Annotated in this window: 23 protein-coding genes; 15 read left to right on the forward strand and 8 right to left on the reverse strand. The window is 34.3% G+C overall.

Annotated elements, in window-relative coordinates:
* Positions 1-2: 2 nt before the first annotated feature.
* The 10 genes from CL818_RS05270 to CL818_RS05315 all read left to right on the forward strand — a co-directional run bounded on the left by CL818_RS05270 (position 3) and on the right by CL818_RS05315 (position 7,478).
* Entirely contained in the window at positions 3-866 is an 864-nt protein-coding gene (locus tag CL818_RS05270; protein WP_286972056.1) for an N-acyl homoserine lactonase family protein, read from the forward strand.
* Between the two features lie 10 nt (positions 867-876).
* Positions 877-1,272: a hypothetical protein gene (locus CL818_RS05275; RefSeq protein WP_013186655.1), complete on the forward strand. Its 396-nt coding sequence runs from the start codon at positions 877-879 to the stop codon at positions 1,270-1,272.
* Between the two features lie 26 nt (positions 1,273-1,298).
* Positions 1,299-2,051: a Fe-S cluster assembly ATPase SufC gene (sufC, locus tag CL818_RS05280; protein ID WP_286972059.1), complete on the forward strand. Its 753-nt coding sequence runs from the start codon at positions 1,299-1,301 to the stop codon at positions 2,049-2,051.
* A gap of 116 nt (positions 2,052-2,167) precedes the next feature.
* Positions 2,168-3,481 carry a Fe-S cluster assembly protein SufD gene (gene sufD, locus CL818_RS05285; protein WP_286972241.1) on the forward strand — a complete coding sequence of 438 codons (1,314 nt, stop codon included), beginning with the start codon at positions 2,168-2,170 and terminating at the stop codon, positions 3,479-3,481.
* A 22-nt stretch (positions 3,482-3,503) separates the two neighbouring features.
* Positions 3,504-4,742 carry an aminotransferase class V-fold PLP-dependent enzyme gene (locus CL818_RS05290; RefSeq protein WP_286972061.1) on the forward strand — a complete coding sequence of 413 codons (1,239 nt, stop codon included), beginning with the start codon at positions 3,504-3,506 and terminating at the stop codon, positions 4,740-4,742.
* A gap of 10 nt (positions 4,743-4,752) precedes the next feature.
* Positions 4,753-5,166, forward strand: a complete 414-nt coding sequence (locus CL818_RS05295) for an META domain-containing protein (protein ID WP_286972066.1) — start codon at positions 4,753-4,755, stop codon at positions 5,164-5,166.
* Positions 5,167-5,171: 5 nt separating this feature from the next.
* Positions 5,172-5,597 carry a SufE family protein gene (locus CL818_RS05300; RefSeq protein WP_502692209.1) on the forward strand — a complete coding sequence of 142 codons (426 nt, stop codon included), beginning with the start codon at positions 5,172-5,174 and terminating at the stop codon, positions 5,595-5,597.
* A gap of 1 nt (position 5,598) precedes the next feature.
* Positions 5,599-5,925, forward strand: a complete 327-nt coding sequence (locus tag CL818_RS05305) for an SUF system Fe-S cluster assembly protein (RefSeq protein ID WP_013186661.1) — start codon at positions 5,599-5,601, stop codon at positions 5,923-5,925.
* Between the two features lies 1 nt (position 5,926).
* The gene (locus tag CL818_RS05310; protein ID WP_286972069.1) at positions 5,927-6,445 is read left to right on the forward strand and encodes a DUF2480 family protein; all 519 of its coding nucleotides are present in this window, start codon (positions 5,927-5,929) and stop codon (positions 6,443-6,445) included.
* 118 nt (positions 6,446-6,563) lie between these two features.
* Positions 6,564-7,478, forward strand: a complete 915-nt coding sequence (locus CL818_RS05315; RefSeq protein ID WP_286972071.1) for a DUF3078 domain-containing protein — start codon at positions 6,564-6,566, stop codon at positions 7,476-7,478.
* Between the two features lie 203 nt (positions 7,479-7,681).
* On the opposite strand, the gene CL818_RS05320 is transcribed toward CL818_RS05315, so the two are convergent.
* The 4 genes from CL818_RS05320 to CL818_RS05335 all read right to left on the reverse strand — a co-directional run bounded on the left by CL818_RS05320 (position 7,682) and on the right by CL818_RS05335 (position 15,868).
* Positions 7,682-9,562 carry an OmpA family protein gene (locus tag CL818_RS05320; RefSeq protein WP_286972074.1) on the reverse strand — a complete coding sequence of 627 codons (1,881 nt, stop codon included), beginning with the start codon at positions 9,560-9,562 and terminating at the stop codon, positions 7,682-7,684.
* A gap of 17 nt (positions 9,563-9,579) precedes the next feature.
* On the reverse strand, positions 9,580-10,512 hold the full coding sequence (locus tag CL818_RS05325; RefSeq protein ID WP_286972077.1) for a PorP/SprF family type IX secretion system membrane protein: 933 nt from the start codon (positions 10,510-10,512) through the stop codon (positions 9,580-9,582).
* A 35-nt stretch (positions 10,513-10,547) separates the two neighbouring features.
* Positions 10,548-14,588, reverse strand: coding sequence for a T9SS type B sorting domain-containing protein (locus CL818_RS05330; protein ID WP_286972080.1), 4,041 nt, complete (start codon positions 14,586-14,588; stop codon positions 10,548-10,550).
* A gap of 305 nt (positions 14,589-14,893) precedes the next feature.
* Complete coding sequence (locus CL818_RS05335) at positions 14,894-15,868, reverse strand: endonuclease/exonuclease/phosphatase family protein (protein WP_286972083.1); 975 nt, start codon at positions 15,866-15,868, stop codon at positions 14,894-14,896.
* A gap of 129 nt (positions 15,869-15,997) precedes the next feature.
* Between CL818_RS05335 and hflX the strand changes: the two genes are divergently transcribed.
* Positions 15,998-17,221, forward strand: coding sequence for a GTPase HflX (gene hflX, locus CL818_RS05340; protein ID WP_286972086.1), 1,224 nt, complete (start codon positions 15,998-16,000; stop codon positions 17,219-17,221).
* 96 nt (positions 17,222-17,317) lie between these two features.
* Here hflX and CL818_RS05345 read toward each other — a convergent pair whose 3' ends face one another.
* From CL818_RS05345 to leuS, 3 genes are all read right to left on the reverse strand, one after another.
* Positions 17,318-18,004: a zinc metallopeptidase gene (locus CL818_RS05345; RefSeq protein ID WP_286972088.1), complete on the reverse strand. Its 687-nt coding sequence runs from the start codon at positions 18,002-18,004 to the stop codon at positions 17,318-17,320.
* Positions 18,005-18,090: 86 nt separating this feature from the next.
* A complete protein-coding gene (locus CL818_RS05350; protein ID WP_272972698.1) occupies positions 18,091-18,480 on the reverse strand; it encodes a DUF1801 domain-containing protein in 390 nt (129 codons plus the stop codon).
* 148 nt (positions 18,481-18,628) lie between these two features.
* Complete coding sequence (leuS, locus tag CL818_RS05355; RefSeq protein WP_286972092.1) at positions 18,629-21,463, reverse strand: leucine--tRNA ligase; 2,835 nt, start codon at positions 21,461-21,463, stop codon at positions 18,629-18,631.
* A gap of 162 nt (positions 21,464-21,625) precedes the next feature.
* On the opposite strand from leuS, the gene CL818_RS05360 reads away from it, so the two are divergent.
* From CL818_RS05360 to truB, 4 genes are all read left to right on the forward strand, one after another.
* Entirely contained in the window at positions 21,626-22,510 is an 885-nt protein-coding gene (locus CL818_RS05360) for a cell division protein FtsX (RefSeq protein WP_286972094.1), read from the forward strand.
* Between the two features lie 131 nt (positions 22,511-22,641).
* Positions 22,642-22,902, forward strand: coding sequence for a DUF3098 domain-containing protein (locus CL818_RS05365; RefSeq protein WP_286972097.1), 261 nt, complete (start codon positions 22,642-22,644; stop codon positions 22,900-22,902).
* A 16-nt stretch (positions 22,903-22,918) separates the two neighbouring features.
* Positions 22,919-23,713: an undecaprenyl-diphosphate phosphatase gene (locus CL818_RS05370; protein WP_286972100.1), complete on the forward strand. Its 795-nt coding sequence runs from the start codon at positions 22,919-22,921 to the stop codon at positions 23,711-23,713.
* Positions 23,714-23,754: 41 nt separating this feature from the next.
* Positions 23,755-24,471: a tRNA pseudouridine(55) synthase TruB gene (truB, locus tag CL818_RS05375; RefSeq protein ID WP_286972102.1), complete on the forward strand. Its 717-nt coding sequence runs from the start codon at positions 23,755-23,757 to the stop codon at positions 24,469-24,471.
* A gap of 734 nt (positions 24,472-25,205) precedes the next feature.
* On the opposite strand, the gene CL818_RS05380 is transcribed toward truB, so the two are convergent.
* Positions 25,206-25,829 carry a thioredoxin family protein gene (locus tag CL818_RS05380; protein WP_286972105.1) on the reverse strand — a complete coding sequence of 208 codons (624 nt, stop codon included), beginning with the start codon at positions 25,827-25,829 and terminating at the stop codon, positions 25,206-25,208.
* Positions 25,830-25,864: the final 35 nt, after the last annotated feature.

The following is a 25,864-nucleotide window of genomic DNA, read 5'->3' on the forward strand; positions in this document are numbered from 1 at the left end:
CAATGAAACAATTATTTATCATAGCAACCTTANTTTGCTTTGTAGCTTGTAAAGATGCAGAAACAAAAGAAGTTAAGCCTTCTGAAGCTGAAACAGAACAAGAGTCTGTAAAAGTAGAGCTGTATAAGTTTGATGGTGGTCAAGTNACNGCTAACAAGCTAAGNTTGTTTTCTGAAGGTGATAAATATAAAGGAGAGTCTAAAACATTGGCAGATGGTTTCTACCTAATTAAGCATCCTAAGGGAATGTTATTATGGGATACAGGATTNCCAGAAAATTTAGTNGGNAATGAGCCATNTACAACTCCAGATGGCGGTTTTACAATAACTAGAAAAGACTCAATAGTAAACCAATTAGCTACANTAAATGTTACTCCANAAGANGTAAATTATATTGCATTTTCACATATTCATTTTGATCATACAGGAGCTGCAAACCATTTTANAAATTCAGAATGGTTGGTGCAAGATTCTGAGTATAAATTTGCAAATGGAGATTCAATAAAAGGAAATTCATTTTACGCACCAGCAAGTTTTTCAGAATTAAAAAAAGTAGTTCAATTATCTGGAGATCATGATGTGTTTGGAGACGGCACAGTAGTCATTAAAAATATGCCAGGTCATACAATNGGTCATCAGGTGTTAATGGTACGTTTACCAGAAACNGGTAATGTATTGTTATCTGGAGATATGTATCACTTTGAACAAAATAGAGAAGAATCTGTNGTGCCACAGTTTAACTACAGTATTCCACAGTCAAAGAAATCTATAGCAGAGTTTGAAGAATTTGCTAAACAAAACAATGCTAAAGTAATTATACAGCACGACGCTAAAGACTTTAGTGAAATGCCAGCAGTATTAAANTAATAATATAACTATGAAACATCTTTTTATTGCTTGTCTGTTACTAATTGGTTTAAGTTCTTGTAAGAACGATGTAGAGACAACTCAAGATAATACAGAAGAAACGGTAGTAGATAGTATTCCAACTATAAAAGGAGAGTTTATCTATATAGCAGATGCTGCGGTATTAAAAGGAGATAATTTTATATATGGTGTAAAAATAGACGCCAAGGCACAAGAATTAGCAGAGCGAGTAAAGCCGCTAAAAAGAGAAGATTTCGATATGGTTCCTGTTGAGGTAAAGGGTAAAATTATGCCTAATAAAGAAACAGAAGGTTGGGACGAAATTGTTGAAATTAGAGAAATAATAAAAGTATCTGCACCTACATCAGAACCTGCAGTAAAAGTAAAATCAAACGATAATAAATAGGTAACACCTATTTTGAATTTTAAGATATGTTAAAAATTAAGAACCTGCATGCAAGTGTAGACGGAAAAGAAATTTTAAAAGGGATAAACCTAGATATTAAAGCTGGAGAAATTCACGCTATAATGGGCCCTAACGGTTCAGGTAAAAGTACATTNGCATCTGTGATTTCTGGGAAGGAAGAGTATGAGATGACAGAAGGTGAAATCATACTTCATGATGAAGAAATTTCTGAAATGGAAGCAGATGAGCGTGCACACAAAGGTGTATTCTTGTCGTTTCAATATCCTGTTGAGATTCCTGGNGTGTCTGTAACTAACTTTATGAAGACTGCTATAAACGAATCTCGTAAAGCAAGAGGCTTAGAAGACATGCCAGCTAAAGATATGCTTAAGCTTATTAGAGAAAAATCTGAGCTNTTAGAGATAGACCGTAAGTTNTTATCTAGAAGTTTAAATGAAGGGTTTTCTGGTGGTGAGAAAAAGAGAAATGAGATTTTTCAAATGGCAATGCTAGAACCAAAATTAGCAATCCTAGATGAAACTGATTCTGGTCTTGATATAGATGCACTTAAAATTGTAGCAAACGGTGTTAATAAGCTNCGTAGTAAAGATAATGCTGTAATCGTAATTACTCACTACCAACGCTTATTAGATTATATCGTACCAGATTATGTACACGTTTTGCTTAATGGTAAAATTGTAAAATCTGGCACCAAAGAACTGGCTTATGAGCTAGAAGAAAAAGGTTACGATTGGATTAAAAAAGAAGCAGTACACTAAGAAAGTTAGAATCTGCTAGAAGTTGCAAAGCATCTTATATATAGATGTAAAATGTTGAATTGAAGGTGGCAAAATTAAAATGCCACAAAAAACTTCCTGTTTATCAGGATATAGATATGGATTTAAAAGATAAATTGTTGTCGTCTTTCTTGGCTTTTGAAGATGGTCGAGATGTAAACAACTACGTTCATGATATAAGATCTGAAGCTATTAAAGCTTTTGAAGAGCAAGGCTTTCCTACCAAAAAGCAGGAAGCTTGGAAATACACCTCTCTCAATAGCGTGCTTAAGCAAGATTATAGCATATTCCCTAAAAAAGAAGACGCTATAGATTATCGTGATGTAAAGAAGTATTTTATTCATGATATAGACACGTATAACATTGTGTTTATAGATGGTATTTACAGTTCACATTTGTCACAAACAACACACGATAAGTTTGATGTGTGCTTAATGTCTTCAGCTTTAAATCACGAAAAATACAAACCAGTAATAGAGAATTATTTTAATAAAATAGCTCCTAAAGATGGTTTAAATTCTTTAAATACAGCATTTTCTCACGAAGGTGCATATATCCATATTCCTAAAAATAAGCTTGTAGATAAGCCTATACAAATTGTAAATTTTGCTACAGGCAATGAGGCTTCATTACTATTGCAACCAAGAAACTTAGTGGTTGTAGGAGAAAATTCTCACGTTCAGATTATTGAGCGTCATCAAAGTTTAAATGACAATCCTGTATTCACTAATGCTGTTACAGAGATCTTTGCAGATAAACGTGCAATAGTAGATTATTATAAAATACAGAANGATAGGCAATCTGCCTCTTTAATCGATAATACCTATATAGACCAAAAAGGAGAAAGCTTATGTAGCGTACATACCTTTTCTTTTGGAGGAAAGTTAACGCGTAATAACCTTAACTTTTATCAAAANGGAGAGCGTATAAACTCTGTTCTTAATGGTGTGACAATTATAGAAGACAAACAACACGTAGATCACAATACATTAGTGCATCACATAGAGCCAAATTGTGAGAGTCACCAAGATTACAAAGGTATTTTTGATGATAAAGCNGTAGGTGTTTTTAACGGTAAAGTTGTTGTAAATAAAGAAGCTCAAAAGACTAACGCCTACCAAAGTAATAACAACATTTTGGTAAGTGATAAAGCAACAATAAACTCTAAACCTCAATTAGAGATTTTTGCAGATGATGTACGCTGTACGCACGGTTGTACAATTGGTCAATTAGATGAAGACGCCTTATTCTACATGAAATCTAGAGGAATTCCTCACAAAGAAGCANGAGCNTTATTAATGTATGCATTTGCAAACAACGTTCTTGAAAGTGTGAAAATTCCAGAGGTTAAAAAGAGAATCAATAAAATTATAGCAAACAAGCTAAATGTAAGTTTAGGATTCGATTTGTAATAACAGTCTAAAATAGTCCACAATGAATAGTGTAGCAAAAAACAATACGTTTAATGTGGAAGCTATAAGAAAAGACTTCCCAATTTTAAACAGAAGCGTTAATGGTAAGCCATTGGTTTACNTTGATAATGGNGCAACAAGCCAAACACCTCAAGCTGTNATAGATGTTATTGTAGNTTACTACAGTAATTACAACGCTAACATACATAGAGGTGTACATACGTTATCTCAAGAAGCAACAGATAAATATGAGGAAGCACGTAAAATTATTCAGGCACATTTTAATGCAAAACATGCCTATGAAATTATTCTTACNTCTGGTACCACGCAAAGTATAAACNTAGTAGCTANTGGCTACAAATCTTTACTTAAAAAAGGAGATGAAGTTATTGTCTCTGCTTTAGAGCACCACAGTAATATTGTGCCTTGGCAAATGGCATGTGAAGTTAGTGGAGCAACCTTAAAGGTNATTCCTATGACGCAAGACGGTATATTAGATATAACTGCCTACAAAGCGTTAATAAATGAAAANACGAAACTTGTATTTTGTAANCATGTATCTAATGCCTTAGGNGTCATAAACCCTATTGANACTATTATAAAAGAAGCNCATAAAGTTGGTGCAAAAGTGTTGATAGATGGCGCACAAGCTTGTCCTCATATTAAGCCAGATGTACAAGAATTAGATGTAGATTTTTATGTAGCCTCTGCACATAAAATGTGTGGTCCTACAGGAGTNGGNATGTTATANGGAAAAGAAGAGCTTTTAAATGCATTGCCGCCTTATCAAGGTGGTGGCGAAATGATAGACCAAGTAACGTTTGAAAAAACAACCTACGCAGGTTTACCACATAAATTTGAAGCAGGAACACCTAATATATGTGGTGGTATTGCTTTTGGTGCCGCTATAAATTATATGAATGCNATTGGGTTTANAACTATAGCAACATATGAAAATGANCTACTAGAATATGCTACAGAGCAACTTAAGGCATTGGGCGATGTAAAAATATATGCAGACACTAAAGATAAAACTGCTGTTATATCGTTTAATATAGAAGGATTGCATCCTTATGATATTGGTACTATAGTTGATAAACTTGGTGTAGCGGTAAGAACAGGTCACCACTGTGCGCAACCAATAATGGACTTTTTTAAAATTCCGGGAACTATACGAGCATCATTTATGTTCTATAATACCAAAGAAGAAATCGATATCTTTATAAAAGCCGTAAAACGTGCTAAAATGATGTTATCCTAAAAAAAGAATTATGAAAGCAATATTAAAAATAAGCCTAATACTTACTATATTNTGTNTGTATTCTTGTGCAGAAACACAACAAGTGTTAGAAACAACAGGACGTGTGCAATTAGATGGAACGTATACAATCACTANCTTAAATGGAGATTCAGTTAATGGAATGACCATAAATTTTAGTGGNATCACAAAACGAGTTTCTGGTNACGGTGGTTGTAACCAGTATTTTGCAGATTATACATTAAATAACCTTACACTAAGTATAGGTGATATAGGNGCAACAAAAAAAGCTTGTCCTAATTTAGATAATGAAACTGAGCTTTTTGAGGCATTAGCAAATGTTGGTAGCTATAACTCTGTAGGCAAAAGTTTAACCTTATATTCTAAGGACAATAATGATGTTTTAATTGAAGCAACAGAAAACTAAGAGGTTTGAGTAATATTAAAGACATACAAGAAGAAATTATAGANGAGTTTGCCATGTTTGACGACTGGATGGACCGCTATGAATATATGATAGAGCTAGGTAAATCTTTACCACTTATTGATGAGAAATATAAAGTTGAAGAAAATCTTATAAAAGGATGNCAAAGTAAAGTTTGGGTTCACGCCGAGATGAATGATGAGAAAATAAGCTTTACTGCAGATAGTGATGCAATTATAACCAAAGGTATTGTAGCAATATTAATTAGAGCTTTTAGCAANCAACATCCTAAAGATATTTTAGATGCAGACACNCAATTTATAGATGAAATTGGGCTTAAAGAACATTTATCTCCTACACGAGCTAATGGCCTTGTAAGTATGATAAAACAATTAAAGATGTATGCCATAGCATACCAAACACAACTAAATTAACATGGCAGAAGAAACTTTAAATACAGAAGAGTTAGGAGAAAAGATTGTACGCGTACTTAAAACAATTTTTGACCCAGAAATCCCTGTAGATATATATGAACTTGGTCTTATTTATGATGTTTTTGTAAATGAAGATGATGAGGTTAAAATCTTAATGACATTAACTACACCAAACTGCCCAGTTGCAGAAACATTACCAAAAGAGGTAGAAGATAAGGTGAAGTCTTTAAAAATGGTTAAAGATGCAGAGGTCGAAATTACTTTTGATCCGCCTTGGAGTCAAGATTTAATGAGTGAAGAAGCAAAGCTTGAATTAGGAATGCTATAATATGGCAACTGAAGAATTTGGATACGAGATTAAAAATAGAGTTGCAAATAGCAAACTCAAAACATTTGATTTAGAAACTTTATACCCCAAAGAGCCAACTTTTCAACTCGATATAAAAGATTGGTTACTGGAAGAGTTGGTATTGCAGGAAAATAAGTTTAGAGAACATGCAAAAGCTCATGATTGGAGTAAATACAAAGATGCTAATTTGTGTTTACATTGTTCTTCTGAAGCAATAATACCTGCTTGGGCGTATATGTTACTAACAACATATGCTTCAGAATTCACTAAACTCACTATTGTAGGTNCCTTNGANACACTTAATACATTGCTTTTTAATGAAGCCATTTCAAATTTAGATGTATCTTCCTATAAAGATGCACCTGTAATNGTAAAAGGNTGCTCTAATAAGCCAGTACCTCAAAATGCATATGTTTTACTTATTCAAAAATTACAGCCAGTAGTAAAAAGCTTAATGTTTGGAGAAGCTTGCTCATCTGTTCCGCTTTATAAGAAGTAAAGTATTACACCGANAAAATTTACACTTAATCGATTAAGGGCAACCGTTCTTAATCGATTTTTGTTAAAGACCCTATAAGTATTATTTTTGAAAAAAATTAAACAATAAACAACCTACCATGAAAAAACTAATTATTGCATTAGCAGTATTTNCAGGAGTATCTTCTGGATTTGCTCAAGATGAAAAAGAACAACCTAAAGAAGGATGGACACGCGCAGGACAATTTTCATTACTATTTAACCAAGCTGCTTTTAACGCAGAGTGGCAAGGTGGTGGTACATCTAACTACGCTGGAAACATTGGTATTACGTATGATTTTAATTACAGAAAAGGNAAGCTTTCTTGGGATAATAAAATTATTGGAGAGTATGGTCTTACAAAGATTAAAGACGATGAGTTTACGCGTAAAACAAATGACCGCCTAGAGTACAATTCAATATTAGGTAGACAATTAGAAGAAAGTAACTGGTACTTATCTTTCTTTTTAAACTTTAAAACTCAATTTGCTAAAGGTTATGAGTTTAGTGAAGNGGAGTTTACAAATACAGATGGTGTTTTAGAGACTCGTACAGTNAGAACTGAGTATACACACTTCTTATCTCCAGGTTATTTNCAATTTGGTCCTGGCATGCTTTGGAAGAAAAGTGAAAACCTATACGTTAATATAGCACCAGCAACAGCAAGACTTATTTTTGTTGATAGTGATTTTACATCTATACCTGGATACGTAGATGGTGATTATTTTGGAGTTGATGCTGGAGAGTCAACTCGCTTTGAATTTGGTGCAGCAGTTTCGGCATACGCTAAGGTGCAGTTGTTAGAAAATGTATCAATGGAAAATATCTTAAATCTATATTCTAACTATTTAGAAGACCCTCAAAATGTTGATTTAGATTATACAATGAATCTTAATATGAAAGTAAACAAATANTTGTCTGCTAATGTAATATTCCAAGCTATTTATGATGATAATGCTGTTGGAGCATTTCAAATTAGAGAAGTGCTTGGTGTAGGATTCAACTACGGATTTTAATATCTCTTACAGCCCCAAATCTACATGGTCAACCTATTAATTTAGGTTGGCCTTTTTTTATGCGTTTATTTAAACCTGANACAGCTTCTTAATAGTTCTTAAAGCATCAATTTAATGAGTTGTTGTANGTTATTTAAAACTTACAGATATAAAAAAAACCCAATGCAATTGCATTGGGTTTAAAAATTAAGACAATTAAATTTTTATTTTTTAATGATTACAAACTCAGAGCGTCTATTAGTTTGTCGTTGTTCATCAGAACAATTTTCACCACATTCAACTGCTGGTTTGCTTTCACCAAAACCTTTACCAGAGATTCTTTCTTTTGCAATACCTTTTGATACTACATATTGAACTGTACTCTTAGCACGACGTTCAGATAAACTCATGTTGTAGTCATTAGGACCTTTNTTGTCTGTATGACTTTCTACAAAAATCTCCATTTCTGGATATTTATTCATAACCTGTACAAGCTTATCTAATTCAAAAGCAGCTTGAGGCTTAATGTTAGATTTATCATAGTCAAATAGTATTGGGTTAAGAATAACGCGATCTTCNGTAACTATAGCTTCAATTGGTTTTAACCTAACAGTTAATTCTTTTGTTGCGTCTTTTGTTGCTGCCATAGTAACCGAATTACTTTCGTAATCATCTATGTTTACTTGCGCTTGATATGCCTGCTCACATTGTACAGTAAAGTTTGTCATACCATTAGCGTCTGTCACAACAGTTGTTATTTTATTCTCTTTGTCATCATACAAATCTACATTTGCATTAGAGATTGCATTATTGGTTTTGTTATCTACAACTTTAACAGCTAATTGAACTTCACATAACGGCTCAATTAAAGTGACACCATATATATTGTCTACTAATGCTTTTCCTCTGTTAGAAGATACGTAGCCGTTCCCAGATTCAAGGTTTAGAGTAAATGCAAAATCATCTCCTTTACTATTAACTGGAGTACCTATGTTTTTAGCTTTTCCATATTGACCATTGTTGTTTGAAGCATAAAATACATCTAAACCTCCAAGACCTAAATGACCATCACTTGAAAAATAAAGAGTTCCATCTTCATCNACGTGAGGAAAGTTTTCTCTTCCAGCAGTATTAATATTAGCGCCTAAATTTTTAGGAGTTCCGAATCCGTTAGAGGTAACCTCTACCATGTAAATATCAGATTGGCCTTGTCCTCCAGGCATATCGCTAACAAAATAAAGTGTTTTACCGTCTTTACTTAAAGCAGGATGACCTATAGAATATTCAGAATTGTTGAATGGTACAGACTTAACATCTTTCCAAGTGCCGTTTACATTTTCAGCAAAATAAAGCTGTAATTGTCCTACGCCATTTTCATCTTTACCATACTTACCATCTAAGTATTGGTTTCGAGTAAAATACATACGATTTCCATCTGAAGAAATTGCGACAGAACCTTCATTGTATTTTGTGTTTACTTCACCTTTTACAAGTTCTGGTTCTTTGTAAGTTCCTTCAATAATATCTGCTTTATAAATATCTAAAGTAGGTTGTTCATTCCACCCATACTTTTTTCTACTTTTATTTCTAGCAGATACAAAGTATAAAGTATTTCCGCTTACAGCACCACCAAAATCTGAATACTCAGAATTTAGCATTTCAATAGCTTCTAAAGTAAATTTCTCTTCGCTACCTAATAGTTTAGGAACATAGTTAGGGTTTTCTAAAAATGTAATAGCGCGATCATCGTTAGGTGCATTTTTTGCAAACTGCATCATAACTTCATTACTCTTTTCGTACTTGTTGTTGGCTTTTAACATTTGAGCATATCTAAATAATTGCTCATTTGTAGCATTACCGTCTTTTACAACTTTAGCATAATAGGTCTCTGCAGCTTTTGTATCGTAAATGTTATAATTAGCTTCTGCCAATTGTGCATANACATATGTGTCTGCTTTACCTTTTTCAATCAACTTTTCGTAATCCTCTATGGCTTCTAAAAACTCATAGCGGTCAAAATGTTTGTCTGCTTTTTTGGTGTCTGCATTCTGCGCTTGCATATAACTAAAACTAAGCGCAACTAATAGTGTATAAATATATTTCATAGTAGTGTCTTGAGGGTTTAGAAATAACGTGGAGAACGGAATGTTTTCTTGTTAAAGAATACATCAAAGATTACCATAGCTTCAAAAGATGAAGGTGCATAGTCACCTATGTCTGACAATACGTAGTCATAGGCAAATCCTAATTGAACCCAATCTGTAGCTCTTATGTTAATAAGACCACTAACGGCATCTTCTAAACGGTATGAAGCTCCAATTTCTAATCTGTCGTACATTAAAAAGTTTGCATTTACATCAAAAGACACAGGAGCATCAAATGCTGTTTTTACTANAGCAGATGGTTTAAATTTTAGGTTTTCAGAAACTTGAAACACATATCCTGCAGTTGCAAATAAGTGCTCAACCTCATTACCTAACTCTAGGTCGTTTCCATTTTCATTAATTTCTAAATGAGTAGCATTTAAAAAGTTAGGGATGGAAGCACCTACATACCAATTGTCNCCATATAGTAAGAAACCAGCACCAAAATTAGCAAATGTTTCATTTGAGTTTTGTGAAAATGCTTGATCGTTATTGTCTTGAGAGTTGTTACCAACATCTATAAGTCCTACATCGTGAAATGTAGCACCTGCTTTAACACCAAATGCTAATTTGGTNGTTGCTCCTAAATCTAAGCGATAAGAAAAGTCTGCATAAACGTTAGTTTCTTTTACAGGACCATTTTCATCTGCAATTGCAGAAAGACCTAATCCTGTTTTTTCTCCAACAGGTGAGTGTGCAAAGAAAGTAAATGTTTTTGGTGCGCCTCTAAAGCCACTCCATTGGTCTCTATATAAAACACCAACATTTAAGTTTTCTTTTATACCAGCATATGCTGGGTTTACAACACTCATGTTGTACATGTATTGGGTGTATTGTGGGTCTTGTTGAGCTGTTGCAAACTGACTTGCAAACAGCAGAACAAAACTCGAAATTACCAGTAGTTTTTTCATAGTGAAATAATATAAAATTTTTGGTTCTAGTTAGTTTAGTTAGCGTTACGGTTTAGGTAAATCCATCCCGTTTGCATATCTCCAAATACAGGGTCTGCACCATTAAGCTTAATTACATAATAGTATGTTCCTGTTGGTAACTTGTCCCCATTATCAGATTGGCCACACCAGTCTGCAACGTAATTGTTTTTCTTGAACACAGATCTTCCGTGACGGTTAAACAACTCTAATGATGTAATTCCTGTTCTTTCAGATAAGAATTCTAAATCTAAACAGTCATTAAATCCTGGAGTAGTGTCTGGTGAAATTCCTTGAGAGATTCTACAGTTATCTATTTCATAACGCTGTACATCTATAGCGTTGCTACCTGTACAAGATCCTTTTGAAACGACTACGTAAACTCCTCTAGGAGATTGNGGGTCTGATGGTATTTCAATAGTTAGAGTATCATTAGTTTCTCCAGTTAATGGTGTACCATCTTCCTCAAACCATTGGTAAGTTANGCCAGACTCACTTGCAACTGCAGTAAGAGTAATGTTGTCTCCNCCGCAACCAAATACAGTGTCTTCTCCACTGTTTATTTGAACAGTTATATCATCTCTTAAGTTTAATGTTACATTATCTGAACTGCTACAAGCTCCTGCAGTAACTACAACTGTATAGTTACCATCTTCTATAGCTTCTAGAGTTGCGTTGGTTTCTCCAAAAATAACAGTACCATTTAAAGACCACTCAAAAGTTACATCTGCAACATTATAGTTACTAGGTGTTGCATCTAAAACCTCAGGAGTTTCAAAACAAGTTTCAAAATTCTCTCCTAATTCAATTGCTGGTGCNTCNCCTTCTGTAATTGTAACAGAATCTGTAGATGTACATTCTCCAGAAGTAACAGTAACGCTATACGTACCTAAGTCTGTAGTNGATAGTGTAGCATCTGTTTCTCCAGTTAATACTGTACCATCTAAAGACCACTCGAATGTNGAGTCTGCTACATCATAATTACTTGGTGTNGCGTCTAAAATTTCTGGTGTTAGGAAACAAGATGTGAAGTCTGCACCAAGGTCAACAGCAGGAGCATCTCCTTGTTGAATAGTAATAGAGTCTGTTGCTGTACAAGTTCCTGTAGTAACAACAACACTNTAAACTCCTGTTTGAGANATTGTAAGTGTAGCATCTGTTTCTGCAGCTAATACATTACCATCTAAAGACCACTCGAACGTTGTGTCTGCTACATCGTAATTTGAAGGTGTAGCATCTAAAACAGCAGTGTCTACAAAACAGCTGTTAAAATCTACTCCTAAATCTACATCTGGAGCATCTCCATTTGTTATAGTAATAGAATCTGTGTCTACACAATTTCCAACTGTAACTGTAACNGCGTAAACTCCTACAGAGGTTATATCTAAAGTTGCGTTAGTTTCTCCTGTTAATACACTTCCATCTAATGTCCACTCAAAAGTTGCGTCTGCAACATCGTGATTAGAAGGTGTAGCATCTAACATTTCTGGAGTAATAAAACAAGTTGAGTAATCTTCNCCTAAATCAAAAACTGGAGATTCACCATCATTAATAGTAATAGTATCTGTAGTTGAACAAGTTCCTAAACTTACAGTTACAGAGTAAGTACCATTTTCTGTAGCAGAAAGAGTAGCATCTGTTTCATCTGTAAGTAATGTGCCATCTAAAGACCAAGCAAAAGTTACATCNGCTGGAGCATAATTAGAAGGTGTTGCATCTAAAACAAATGGATCTACAAGACAAGATGCAAAATCTTCACCTAAATCTACTATAGGAGCTTCACCATCTGCGATAGTAATTTCATCTGTAGATTCACAAGCACCAACAGTAACTAAAACAGAATATATACCATTTTGAGTAGCTGAAAGTGTAGGGTTAGTTTCTGCTGTTAAAACAGTACCATCTAAAGACCATTCATATGTTGCATCTGCAGGATCATAATTAGAAGGTGTAGCATCTAAAACAACAGGGTCTACTAAACAAGATGCAAAATCTTCACCAAGATCGATCATAGGTAGATCACCAGGCGTAATAGTAAGTGTNTCAGATTCAGAACAAGCTCCTAATGCTGTAACTGTTACGGTATATGTACCTANTTGTGTTGCAGAAAGAGTAGCGTCTGTTTCAGTTAATAATTCATTACCATCTAAAAACCACTGGAAAGTCACATCTGTAAGTGGATAGTTACTTGGCGTAGCATCTAATATTGCTGGAGTTTCTAAACAAGAGCTTATGTCTGCACCAAGATCAAACAATGGAGTTGTTGCTACTGTAATACTTTCTGTAAGAGAACAAGAATCTACAGTAACTGTTACTGTGTAAGTTCCGGGATCTGTTACAGTAATTGTAGGTGTAGTTTCAGATGTACTCCATTCATAAGTAGGTGTACTCATTGAGCTGTTGTTAGAAACAGTAGCGGTTAAATCTGTACTGCCAACAAAACAACCATCTGTAGCATCACTTGTAACTTCTAAATCAAAATCTGCATTTAATGTTACAGTAACGTCATCTGTAACCACATTTGGTGTACCATCACAATTAAAGTAAGTTGTAGAGGCAGTATATGTAGTAGTTTGTGTTGGTGTTACAGTTAATTCTAAATCTGTACCCACAACGTTTCCGTCTTCATCTTGCCACTCAAAAATATAAGCACTGTCTCCAGCGTAGCTAAATCTGTACAGTTCGTTTTGAGCTTCCCAAGCACCACCATTTCTGTCAGCTGGAGCAAAACCGATAGTACCATCTGCATTTTGAATACCCGCAATAGCAAACCCATCATTCCAAGCTGTACAAACTGGCNTGTCTACAAGGTTAATATCTATAACATTGGAAGATTCATAAAGTATAATTTGTTGCGTTGTTTCAAAGTTGCTACAAGAACCACTGAAGTGAACAACATCTGTATAATTAATTACAAATTGTCTAGAAGGTGCAGATCCTAAAATAGTATACTGTATTTGTGNAGGNTCTCCNGAAATTGCNGGNTTAATATCGTGCCAAGCACCCATAATNGAGTTTACAGGAATNTCTGGNCTNGGTANNGCNTCNCCAGCATCTATGTTCCAAGGGCAAAATGCGCCTGCTTCATCTAAATCGAAAGTTACAAGACCATTTGCNCCAATAAGTATTTGNCTATAAGTTTCACCAAAGAAACAGAAATCGAAACCAAGATCGATTACTTCAGACCAACGGTCATCAATTGTTAAGTTAGTTGGTGTACCATCTCCACCAGTTGGAGGTAAAATACATCCGTCTAATTCGTTAATGTCATAGTTTTGAAGGTCTATACCGTTAGCATGAACATTTGCAGTAAGCGTTACTTCTGGGCTAGGGCACACCACTTCTAAATCTTCACCAGCGTATACTATAGAACACTCGTTAGGTGGCGGTGGACATAAGAAAGATAACGGCTCACTAATTTCAACACAATTAGGGTCTTCACTAGCGGCTGTAATAATTACTTCATCTGATGCAGCAAATGGTCCAAGAACCACAGTACCAACATCATTTAAAATTTCTCCTGCACCACCAAGGTTATCAGATATATTTAAAGAGCTTATGCTACCAAAATCTGAAACGTTTACCTCTACACTATATTCAAAGTTGTCACAATTTCCATTAACAACATTAAAATCAATAGTAGGAGCTATACACGTTTGACAGCCAATTTCAAAATTCCACTCATCTTGAGAACCACTTGAACAACTTACAGACGAGTCTGACTGTATTTGTAGGGTGATAGTGTCTCCTGTAGAAGTCCAGGTAAAACCTGACAAATCTCCTGAGTTACCATAAGGGTTGTCTTCATTAAGATTTGTACCGTCTGNATCTAAGACTAATACTTCGTCAAAAGTTTGTTCTGTTTCTCCACTTATAAAGGTAAGTGTTAAGGGGAAACCATCGTTGCTTTGAAATACTAATTGGGTGTTGTCGCTATTTCCGTAACAATAGGTTTGGGAAACCGTTCCAGCACTACAATCAATAATTGTTTGTCCAAAGGTCATAACTGGAAATGTTATGGCTAATACAAACAATAGAAAAGGTAATTTTTTCATCATTTATCTTATAATTTGTTATGAAGTCGTGAATATATATAATTCATCAGGAATACTAAACCTTTGTTAACATTTTAACTGTACATATTTTATGTAATTTGAATGATTTGATAATAATATGACAATTAAGTAACAATATTTATGAGAATAGTTAAATTTGAACCACCTTAAAATCGTAATATTATCATAAAATTTAGTTAATATTAGGTTTAATATTTTTTTCATATTTCTATAAAAAACCTGTTTTAACCGATAAAGAAATACTGAAAGTGTAAGTGAATTTTAAGTGTTTCTTACATACTATTGCATTATTCTAATTTTTCTAATGTTACGTAAACCGGAAAATGATCACTGTATCCACCTGTATAGTTTCTGCCACCAAATGTTCTATGTGGTGTTCCTTTATACTTTCCGTGACGTTGTTTTAAAAACTCCGGATCATATATTGAGGCACTCTTAAAGTTTAATTTTTTCTTTTGATATTTTAAAAATGAGTGACTTATAATAACTTGATCAAACAAGTTCCAATGTCCTTTGTATTTAGTGGTTCCTTTAGATTTTGTGAGAAGCGTTTCCATAGGGTTATACAAACCAAACTCAATTAAGCTTTTAATTGAGTTGTCNTGTGGATCATCATTAAAATCTCCCATAACAATAAATCGTTGATTGGGTTGCTCTTTAGATAGCGCTCTTAAAATAGCCTTATTTTTAGATGCAGCATTTAATCTTTTGTACTCTGTAAGACCAGAACCGTCTCTCCTTGAGGGCCAATGATTAACTAAAAAAGTAATTTGCTCTTGTAGTAAGGTACAAGAAACTTGTAATATGTCTCTTGTAAAGTCTCTAANACCTTCAGGAGTTTCAATATANAGCTCGTGTGATTTAGATTGAGTAATGTTAACGTAGTTTTTCCTATAAAGTAAAGCCGTGTCTATGCCACGTTCGTCTGGAGAGTTGTAATGAACAAAGTCATATTTAAGAGAACTCAAGGCTTCTGTATTAACAAGGTCTTTCAATACTTTTTTATTTTCAACTTCAGCTAGGCCAATAATTAATGGCGGATGCTTGTGTGTATCTGAAGTGCCAATTGAAGCNATAACCTTGGCAATTTTATTTAACTTTTTTTCATACNTGTTTTGATCCCANTTTCTATCTGAGGTTGGTATAAAATCGGTATCTAAAATATTAGTGTCTTGTATGTGGTCAAATAAATTTTCAACATTATAAAAGGCAATGGTATATAGAGATTTTTTCTTTTTCTTAAAAAAGTTAGGTAGCTTCATCTGCAGTTTCAGTTTATAATTTAAAAATACAATTTCCCNACAGTAATCTTGTGTAAGCCTATGGGATTATCTAATACTAGTTAATATTCATTTTTATTTAGCAAATCTGATATTTTGTATCTTTGTAAGATGCTAGAAAAGAATACAACAGAATATGAAAGTGCTGTCCTCATAGGTGTCATCACCCAATTGCAGGACGAAGAGCAATCTAAAGAATATCTTGACGAGTTAGAGTTTTTAACCTATACGGCTGGAGGTGAAGTGCTAAAGCGTTTNACTCAGAAATTAGANCANCCTAACCCTAAGACATTTATAAATAGTGGTAAGTTAGAAACTGTNAGNCAGTTTATTGAAGAACACGAAGTAGGTTCTGCCATTTTTGATGATGAATTGTCTCCTGCACANCAAAAAAATTTAGAACGCATATTAAAATGTAAAGTTGTAGATAGAACGTATCTCATCTTAGANATTTTTGCACAGCGTGCTACAACCAGTTATGCTCGTACTCAAGTNGAGTTGGCGCAATATGAATATTTACTNCCTAGATTAGTAGGATTGTGGACACACCTTGAAAGACAACGTGGTGGTATTGGTATGCGTGGTCCTGGTGAAACAGAGATTGAAACAGATAGACGTATAGTACGCGATAAGATCTCACTTTTAAAGAACAAGATTAAGAAGATAGATAAGCAAATGGAAGTTCAACGTGGTAATCGCGGCCAATTGGTACGCGTTGCNTTGGTGGGATATACAAATGTTGGAAAATCTACCTTAATGAATGCAATTAGTAAAAGTGAGGTGTTTGCAGAAAACAAACTTTTTGCAACGTTAGATACCACTGTGCGAAAAGTAGTAATNAGAAACCTTCCGTTCTTGTTAACAGATACTGTTGGGTTTATTAGAAAACTTCCTACACAGTTAGTCGAGTCATTTAAATCTACATTAGATGAAGTTAGAGAGGCAGACTTGCTTTTGCATGTTGTTGATATTTCTCATCATAATTTTGAAGAGCATATTGCATCTGTAAATCAGATTTTAGATGAAATAGATAGTGCAGATAAACCGTCTATTATGGTCTTTAATAAAATTGACGCCTATGAGCCAGAAACCATAGATGAAGACGATTTAGATACAGAGAAAACTACAAAGCACAATACTTTAGAAGATTGGAAGAAAACTTGGATGAACAGAACCGAGTATGGTTCTCTCTTTATATCTGCATTAAATAAAGATAACTTTGATGAACTGCGTAAAACAGTTTATAATGCAGTTAGAGAAATACATGTTACTCGTTTTCCTTACAACAGTTTTTTATATCCAGAATATGATGATGATTTTAACGAGCAGCAGTAAANAGTACTTAAACTNNAGCTATAGCTGAAAGGCAGAANAAAAAAAGCAGAAGCATTAATTAATGCTTCTGCTTTTTTTAATTTATAACNTTATATACTAGTCTCTACCTAAGTAAATNCTAATAAANTATAGTANNGTAGCTAAAGATCCTACTGCAGCAACNACATAAGTTCTTGCNGCCCATTTTAATGCATCCTTACTACCAGATAATTCTTGTTGAGTNACAATGTTTTCTCGNTCAAGCCAAGCTANTGCTCTGTTACTAGCGTCATACTCTACNGGTANTGTAATAAAGCTAAATAACGTTCCCATAGCAAACATAATAATACCCACTAAAAGTAAAGTATTACCAAATGCGGTTGTTGCAGCTAATACTAAACCNCCCATAATTACCCATTGTGAATATTTAGAAGCAATACTTACCATTGGTACTAACTTGCTACGCATAGTTAACCAAGAATATGCTTTGGCGTGTTGTACTGCGTGTCCTACCTCGTGAGCAGAAACTGCTGCTGCTGCTGCATTGCGTTGAGAGTAAACACCTTCACTAAGATTTACAGTTTTATTACTTGGGTTGTAATGATCTGTTAACATTCCTGGTGTCGAAATTACTTTTACATCTGTTATGCCATGATCTGCTAACATACGTTCAGCAATCTCTGCACCACTCATTCCATTTTGTAAATGTACTTTAGAGTAGGTTTTAAATTTTGTCTTTAATTTGTTGCTCACGTACCAGCTTACTAGCATAATAAGTCCCGCGAGTATATAATAGCCCATCATAGGTTCTAAGTTTTAATTGATTAAATATACAGAATAGATAGCAAATTATTTGCCAATATGAAGTTAAGGCAAAATGGCAGTTTCAATTAATTGAGACGTTCAAGTTTTCCCTTTCGTTTCACAATGTTTTTATAGTCCCATTGAATATCTTCAGCTTTTTTTAGCCAGCGTTTAATATCTTCAGCATCAATTTGGTCAACAACATTATATATAATTTCTGAAGCTTTAAAGGTGCCAATTGCTTTTAGATTGGGTTCTTCAAAAGACTGTCCGCTCCAAAACATTAAACGCAAACCACGCTTCAATTTTCCATACCCAACAATAGGGTTACCATTAATAAACCAAACCGGATGTGCATGCCATATTTTAGATTCGGTATAGTTAAGATTCATGTCAATAATATGAGCAAGCTTGTCACAAATAGCATCGTAAGGCGCTTCTTTAGCGCTGTTGAATGTTTTTATTTCGGATTTCATAGACACTAATTTATCGCTGAATTATTATTATTTCAAGCAACGATACGGAATCTTTTAAATAGATTTTTTTACTTGACGCAGATTCTGAATCAAGTTCAGAATGACAAGAAAGAAGACTAATTTCTATTCGTAATTCCTGATATCTAGCTTACCCAACAATGTTTACAATCTTTCCTGGAACTACAATAACTTTTTTAGGGGTTCTGCCATCTAGGTATCCTGCAGTTTTCTCGTGTGCCATTACTGCTTTTTCTATGTCATCTTTACTAAGGTCTGATGGTAACTCCATAGTAAATCTCATCTTTCCATTAAAAGAAATAGGATAAGCTTTGCTACTTTCTACCAAGTGTTTCTCTTCAAATTTTGGAAATTCTGCAGTAGCTATAGAAGTGCTGTGCCCTAGTTTTTCCCACAACTCTTCTGCAATATGAGGTGCATAAGGTGAAATTAAAACTGCCAATGGTTCAAGAATAACTCTCGAATTACATTTTTGAGATGATAATTCATTTACAGCAATCATAAACGTAGAAACCGATGTATTAAAGCTGAAATTCTCAATATCCTCCTCAACTTTTTTGATGGTTTTATGTAGTGTTTTTAAACTTTCTTTATTTGGTTCTGCATCTGTCACTTCAAAGTTCTCGCCGTTATGATATAGTTTCCATAATTTCTTTAAGAACGAGTGCACACCTGTTATACCAGCTGTATTCCAAGGCTTGGCTTGCTCAAGCGGACCTAAAAACATCTCATATAATCTTAATGTATCTGCACCATATTGTGCACAGATATCATCTGGATTAACAACGTTGTATTTAGATTTAGACATTTTTTCAACTTCGTGACCAACTATATATTTATTGTCTTCTAATATAAATTCAGCATCTTTAAACTCTGGTCTCCAAGCTTTAAATGCTTCAAGGTCCAATTCGCTTGAAGCGTTTACCATACTAACATCTGCATGTATTGGCTGAACGTTCTCATCACCAATTAAATTTTTAGAAATAAATACATTGGTCTCTTCTTTTCTATAAACAAAAGCACTTGTCCCCAAAATCATTCCTTGATTAATCAACTTCTTGGCAAATTCTTTTACAGGAACTGCTTTGATGTCATACAGGAATTTTGTCCAAAAACGTGCATATAGCAGGTGACCTGTAGCGTGTTCGCTACCGCCAATGTATAAATCTACCTCTTGCCAGTAGTTCATAGCATCTTTGCTAGCAAAGGTTTCGTTGCGCATTGCTTTTTCCATATATCTAAAGAAATACCATGAACTTCCAGCCCAACCTGGCATTGTATTTAATTCTAATGGAAATACAGTGTCANTATTTACTAAGTCATTNCTTACAACTTGNGCANTTTCTGTGTTCCAAGCCCAAACATCTGCACGACCTAAAGGTGGCTCGCCTTCTTCCGTAGGTAAATATTTTTCTACTTCTGGAAGTGTAATTGGCAAATGCTTCTCTTCAATCATTTGAGGAATGCCATTCTTATAATATACAGGAAATGGTTCTCCCCAATAACGTTGACGGCTAAATACCGCATCACGTAATCTATAATTGGTTTGTCCTTGCCCAGATCCTTGTTCCTCTAATTTATAAATAGCCAATTTCATTGCCTTTTTGTAAGGCAAATCATTTAAAAAGTCAGAATTGGTAATTATAGTTTTTTCTTTATCTGCAAAGGCTTCTTCAGAAATATCAACATTCTTAAAAATGTTTACAATTGGTGTCATACCTTCTTGTCCCGCAAAATGGTTAGCAAAATCATAATCACGTTGGTCACCACAAGGTACCGCCATTACAGCACCTGTACCGTAACCTGCTAAAACGTAATCACCAATCCAGATGGCAACCGGTTCTTTAGTGAATGGGTGCTCTGCATAAGCTCCTGTAAATACACCACTAATGGTTTTCACATCGGCCATACGCTCACGTTCACTTCGCTTTGCTGTCTTTTCTATATAAGCTTCAACAGCGTCTTTTTGTTNTGGTGTAGTTAATTTTGCCACTAACTCGTGTTCTGGAGCTAATGTCATAAACGTCACACCAAAAATGGTATCTGGNCGTGTGGTGAACACGCCTATTTTTTCATCGTGCCCTTTTACTTTAAAATCTACGTGNGCACCAATNGATTTTCCAATCCANTTNCNNTGNGATTCNTTNANNGGTTCTGGCCAATCTATATCATTTAAATCTTGTAATAGACGTTCAGCATAGGCTGAAATTCGCATACTCCATTGTGTCATTTTTTTACGAACGACAGGAAAGCCACCACGTTCTGAAACACCATTGACGATTTCGTCGTTAGCGAGAACNGTNCCTAATTCTGGNCACCAGTTCACTTCACTTTNAGCTAAATAGGTAAGGCGATATTTTAGTAGAATATCNGCTTGTTCTTTTTCAGAATAGTTGCTCCATTCTTCAGCAGAAAATGTTTCAGTNTCTGCATCGCAAACGGCATTTACATTAGAGTTACCTTCAGTTTCAAATCGCTTGATAAGGCTTTCAATAGATTCAGCTTTATCAGAATCATTGTCATAATAGTGATTAAACAGTTCAGTAAAAATCCANTGNGTCCACTTATAAAATTCTGGTTCGCTTGTTCTTAACTCTCTACTCCAGTCAAAAGAAAATCCTATCTGGTCTAATTGGCGACGGTAGGTTTTTATATTTTCTTCTGTAGTAATTCTTGGGTGTTGTCCTGTTTGTATAGCATATTGCTCTGCAGGCAATCCAAANGANTCATAACCTTGTGGNTGTAATACATTAAAGCCTTTATGACGTTTGTATCGCGCATAAATATCACTTGCAATATACCCAAGAGGATGCCCTACGTGTAAGCCAGCACCACTAGGATAAGGAAACATATCTAGCACATAGTACTTTGGCTTCTCGCTAGTATTACTAGCGTGAAATGTACCGTTCTTGGCCCAATACTGTTGCCATTTTTTTTCAATCTCGTTAAAGTGGTAATTGCTCATTTGTGATGTGTATGCTGTTAAACCTATTTTTAATAAATAGATGTCTGATAATTAGATTTTGAAGCTGCAAAAATAACATTAATGTACGACAACGTAAACTTTGAACGTTGTTAGTTAAGCAGAACCGATTTCTTTAGTATTTTTACCAAAACAAACCTACAAATGGCTCGCAAATCGTCTTTTGAACGTTATCAAAAACGCCGCTTGATTACGTCCTACTTTTCAGTGGTAATTAGTATCTCTCTTGTCCTATTTTTATTAGGATTGCTAGGTCTTTTAGTTTTAAATACTAAAAAGGTAGCAGATCACTTTAAGGAACAAATTGCATTAACTATTTACTTAAAAGATAATGCCAAGGATGTAGAGATTAAACAACTGCAAAAGAGTTTAGCGCTTGCAGAGTATACTAAATCTGCCACATTTGTAAGCAAAGAAGAAGCAGCACAACAACATAGCCAAGATATTGGTGAAAATTTTATGGATTTCTTGGGCTACAACCCTTTACAGAATAGTATAGATGTTTTTATGAATGCCGATTATGTAACGTCTGAAAGAATTGAAGAAATTTCAACAGAGATTACTGCTAAAGATTTTGTTGATGAGGTTACCTACGACAAGCCTTTAATTTCATTATTAAATGATAACGTAAAACGAGTTACATTTTGGGTTTTGGTAATAAGTGGCATATTTACTTTTATTGCTGTATTACTTATAAANAGCTCTATTAGGCTTTCGGTATATAGCAAACGTTTTACTATTAAAACTATGCAAATGGTTGGTGCTACTAAACGTTTTATACGAAGACCGTTTATATGGAAGAGTGTAAGATTAGGAATGCTTGGCGCATTTTTGGCACTTTGTGGTATGGCGGCAATTTTATATTACTTAAACGAGAGCTTTCCAGAATTAAATATTTTGAGCGATCCAATTTTAGTTGGCGCTTTATTTTTGGGTGTNTTTGTTGTAGGTATAATAATCACTTGGATTTCTACGTTTTTTGCAACACAGCGTTTCTTAAACTTAAAGACAGATGAGCTGTATTATTAAGTAGTAGCCTTTTAAAATTTGGTATATCGCTTTATATAGTTCTAAGAGATAAATATGTTACTTTGCAGCTTATAAATACTTTTTTATACAAAGGATTATAAACGCTAAAAGAGTACTGAAATTTAATAATTATGGGAGAACAAAAACGAAAAGAACAACGCGAACCTAAGTTTATCTTTACAAAGAAAAACTATCAGGTTATGGCTATTGGCCTTGGTGTTATTGCTTTAGGGTTTATCTTAATGTCTGGTGGTGGCAGNGATGATCCAGATGTGTTTAACCCAGAAATTTATAACTTCAGACGCATACGTTTAGCGCCATTTTTAGTCTTATTAGGTTTTGGGATTGAGGTGTATGCAATCCTTTTAAANCCAAATAAAAAGAAAAAATAAGCGTTAAAATTTACTTATGAGCGAATTAGACGCACTCTTACTTGGTATTATACAAGGTCTTACAGAATTTTTGCCCGTATCTTCTAGTGGGCATTTAGAANTAGGAAAAGCAATTTTAGGTGACACAAGTTTACCAAGTGAATCTTTGTTGTTTACCGTAGTAGTTCATTTTGCAACTGCACTAAGTACTATTGTTATTTACAGAAAAGACATTTTAGATATTTTAAAAGGCTTGTTTCAATTTAAATGGAATGANGATTTAAAGTTCTCCTTAAAAATTATNTTATCAATGATACCTGCTGCTGTNGTAGGTGTTCTCTTTGATGAGGAGATTGAAGCTTTATTTAATGGCAATATCTTGTTTGTAGGCTTTATGCTTATTGTAACAGCTTTGTTATTATGGTTGGCAGACAAAGCTAAAGACACCAATAAGAATGTCTCTTTTCCAAATGCATTAACTATAGGAATTTCTCAAGCAATAGCTATTTTACCTGGAATTTCAAGAAGTGGTGCAACCATATCAACAGCTGTTCTTCTAGGAATAGACAAAACCAAAGCAGCTCGATTTTCTTTCTTAATGGTNGTGCCNTTAATCTTAGGTAAAATTGCGAAAGACATTATGAGTGGAGACATAACAACTACGTCTTCAAATAATTTGGTCTTAATTATTGGCTTTATATCTGCGTTTGTAGCAGGTCTTGTTGCGTGTACCTGGATGATAAAATTAGTTAAGAANAGTAAACTGTCTTATTTTGCTATCTATTGTCTTGTTGTAGGTTTAATAGCAATTGGCGTTGCCTATTTTCAATAGTATCTTTTAAGAATTCTTACCTTTGAAACTTAAATTTTCACATGTCTCAAAGTCAATTTTCTGCAGAAAAATTTAAAGAAGGTCAAGTTCTTTTACTTGATAAACCCTTAGAGTGGACCTCTTTTCAAGTGGTGAACAAAGTGCGTTGGATGATTAGAAAATCCTGCGATATTAAAAAGATAAAAGTAGGTCATGCAGGAACGTTAGATCCATTAGCAACGGGATTGNTACTTATCTGTACTGGAAANTTTACNAAAACCATTAATGAGTTAATGGGACAGGAAAAAGAATATACTGGCACAATTACTTTAGGNGCAACCACTCCTAGCTATGATCTTGAAACAGANGTTAATGAAANCTTTGATATATCTCACATCACGGCAGATTTAATACACNACACTACAGCCCAATTTACAGGTGATATTTTACAACAGCCACCTATATTTTCAGCATTAAAAAAAGATGGNGTTCGTCTTTACGAACACGCGAGAAAAGGTGAAACTGTNGANATTCCTAAAAGNCAAGTCCATATTTCAGCATTCGAAATAACCAATATCGATATGCCAAATGTAGANTTTAGAGTAACGTGTAGTAAAGGGACTTATATTAGGAGCTTGGCTAATGATTTTGGAAAGGCATTACAATCTGGAGGACATCTTAGTGTGTTAAGACGTACTAAAATAGGAGACTTTAACGTTAATGACGCGTTAAAAATAGAAGATTTTGCACGGTTATTGCCTGATTTTGAGGAGAATTAGTGTCTTTAAGAATTATATTTACACACTTGAATTTAACGAACTCACATAAAGCCCTTTTATTGTCCATAGCATTTGTGGGCGTATTAATAATTGCATTGTTCAGTTTTAAAATGAACCAGGAACAAAAGCAAAAAGAATTGCTTATGGAGTTAGATATAGAAGAACAATTAGCTCAAATTAAAGAGCAGGAAGAACTACCTCCAAAACCACAAACAACTAAAATTACAAAGTCTGTTACCAATGAAGCATTTAACGAAAGTGAGCAAGTTACAGATGAAGATTTTGAAAGTAGGATGCAAGACATTATTGAGCGTAATGCAGAACAACGTGAAGCTTTAGAAAGCTCTAACTCTTCTGGTTCTGAAGATTTAGATAGTGGTCAAGGCAATGCTAAAGAAACTAGTAAGCCAATCTCTAAAGCAGATGCAAAGCAGACAACTTCTAAATATAAAAGTAACAGAAGAAGTAATATTTCTTATTANTTACCTACNAGAGACAANNTNAAGATACCTAACCCAATATACACGTGTGATCAAGAAGGTACTGTTGTTATAAATATTACTGTTAATGAATACGGGTTGGTTACAAAAACAGACTATAATAGGTCTCAATCAACGACNAGTAANGGNTGTTTNGTAGATGAAGCATTATATTATGCAGAACGTGCTCGNTTTAGTGAAGACATTTCAAAAGACAATCAAAAAGGTACAATTACGTACCAATTTCAGAATTAATTAAGCTAAAATAATCTTGGGCTCCAAAAGCGTTAAGAAGTCGTTTATAATAGTTTCTCCTTTATCTTTATTATACCAAACTTGTAAGTGCTCTTTAAATTCAGGATCTAAAGCACCGTGTAACGCTTTGTANTCTGCTACCATTTTTGTGGCAACAGNNGGTCTTGGNCCCCAATCTGCATCAATACTATCTGTAGCTTCATTATATAAAATAACCTTTGGAATTGCCTTCCCACCATTGGTTAAGAAACAGCTCATAAGTTCAGGATGTTCATCTCTTAGTACAATCTTTAAGTTGAAGTTAGAATTGAGTTCCACAATTTTTTGAATTACAGGTAAAATTTGAGCAGCATCTCCACACCAACCTTCAGTAATAACTAAAAACGTAATAGGTGTTTTAAAGGCTTCAAATTTTTGCTGTGCATTTTCAGAAATTTTAATGGTCTTACCAAGNCGCTTCATACGTCTGTCATTTAANACGCTGTAATCTAACAATGCTTCAGTTTGTTCATTTCCTGTAGACTTGTTTTGAAGTATTAAGTTAGACACCAATGTTCTATAAGTATCATAAGACATTCCTGTTTTTAAACTTTCTTTTACTATTTGAAGCACTGCTGAACTCATAATCACTAATTTTTATAATCTGTCGGTAAGCCTTA

Source organism: Croceibacter sp. (assembly GCF_002716225.1).
In the GTDB taxonomy this organism is placed as follows: Bacteria; Bacteroidota; Bacteroidia; order Flavobacteriales; family Flavobacteriaceae; genus Croceibacter; species Croceibacter atlanticus.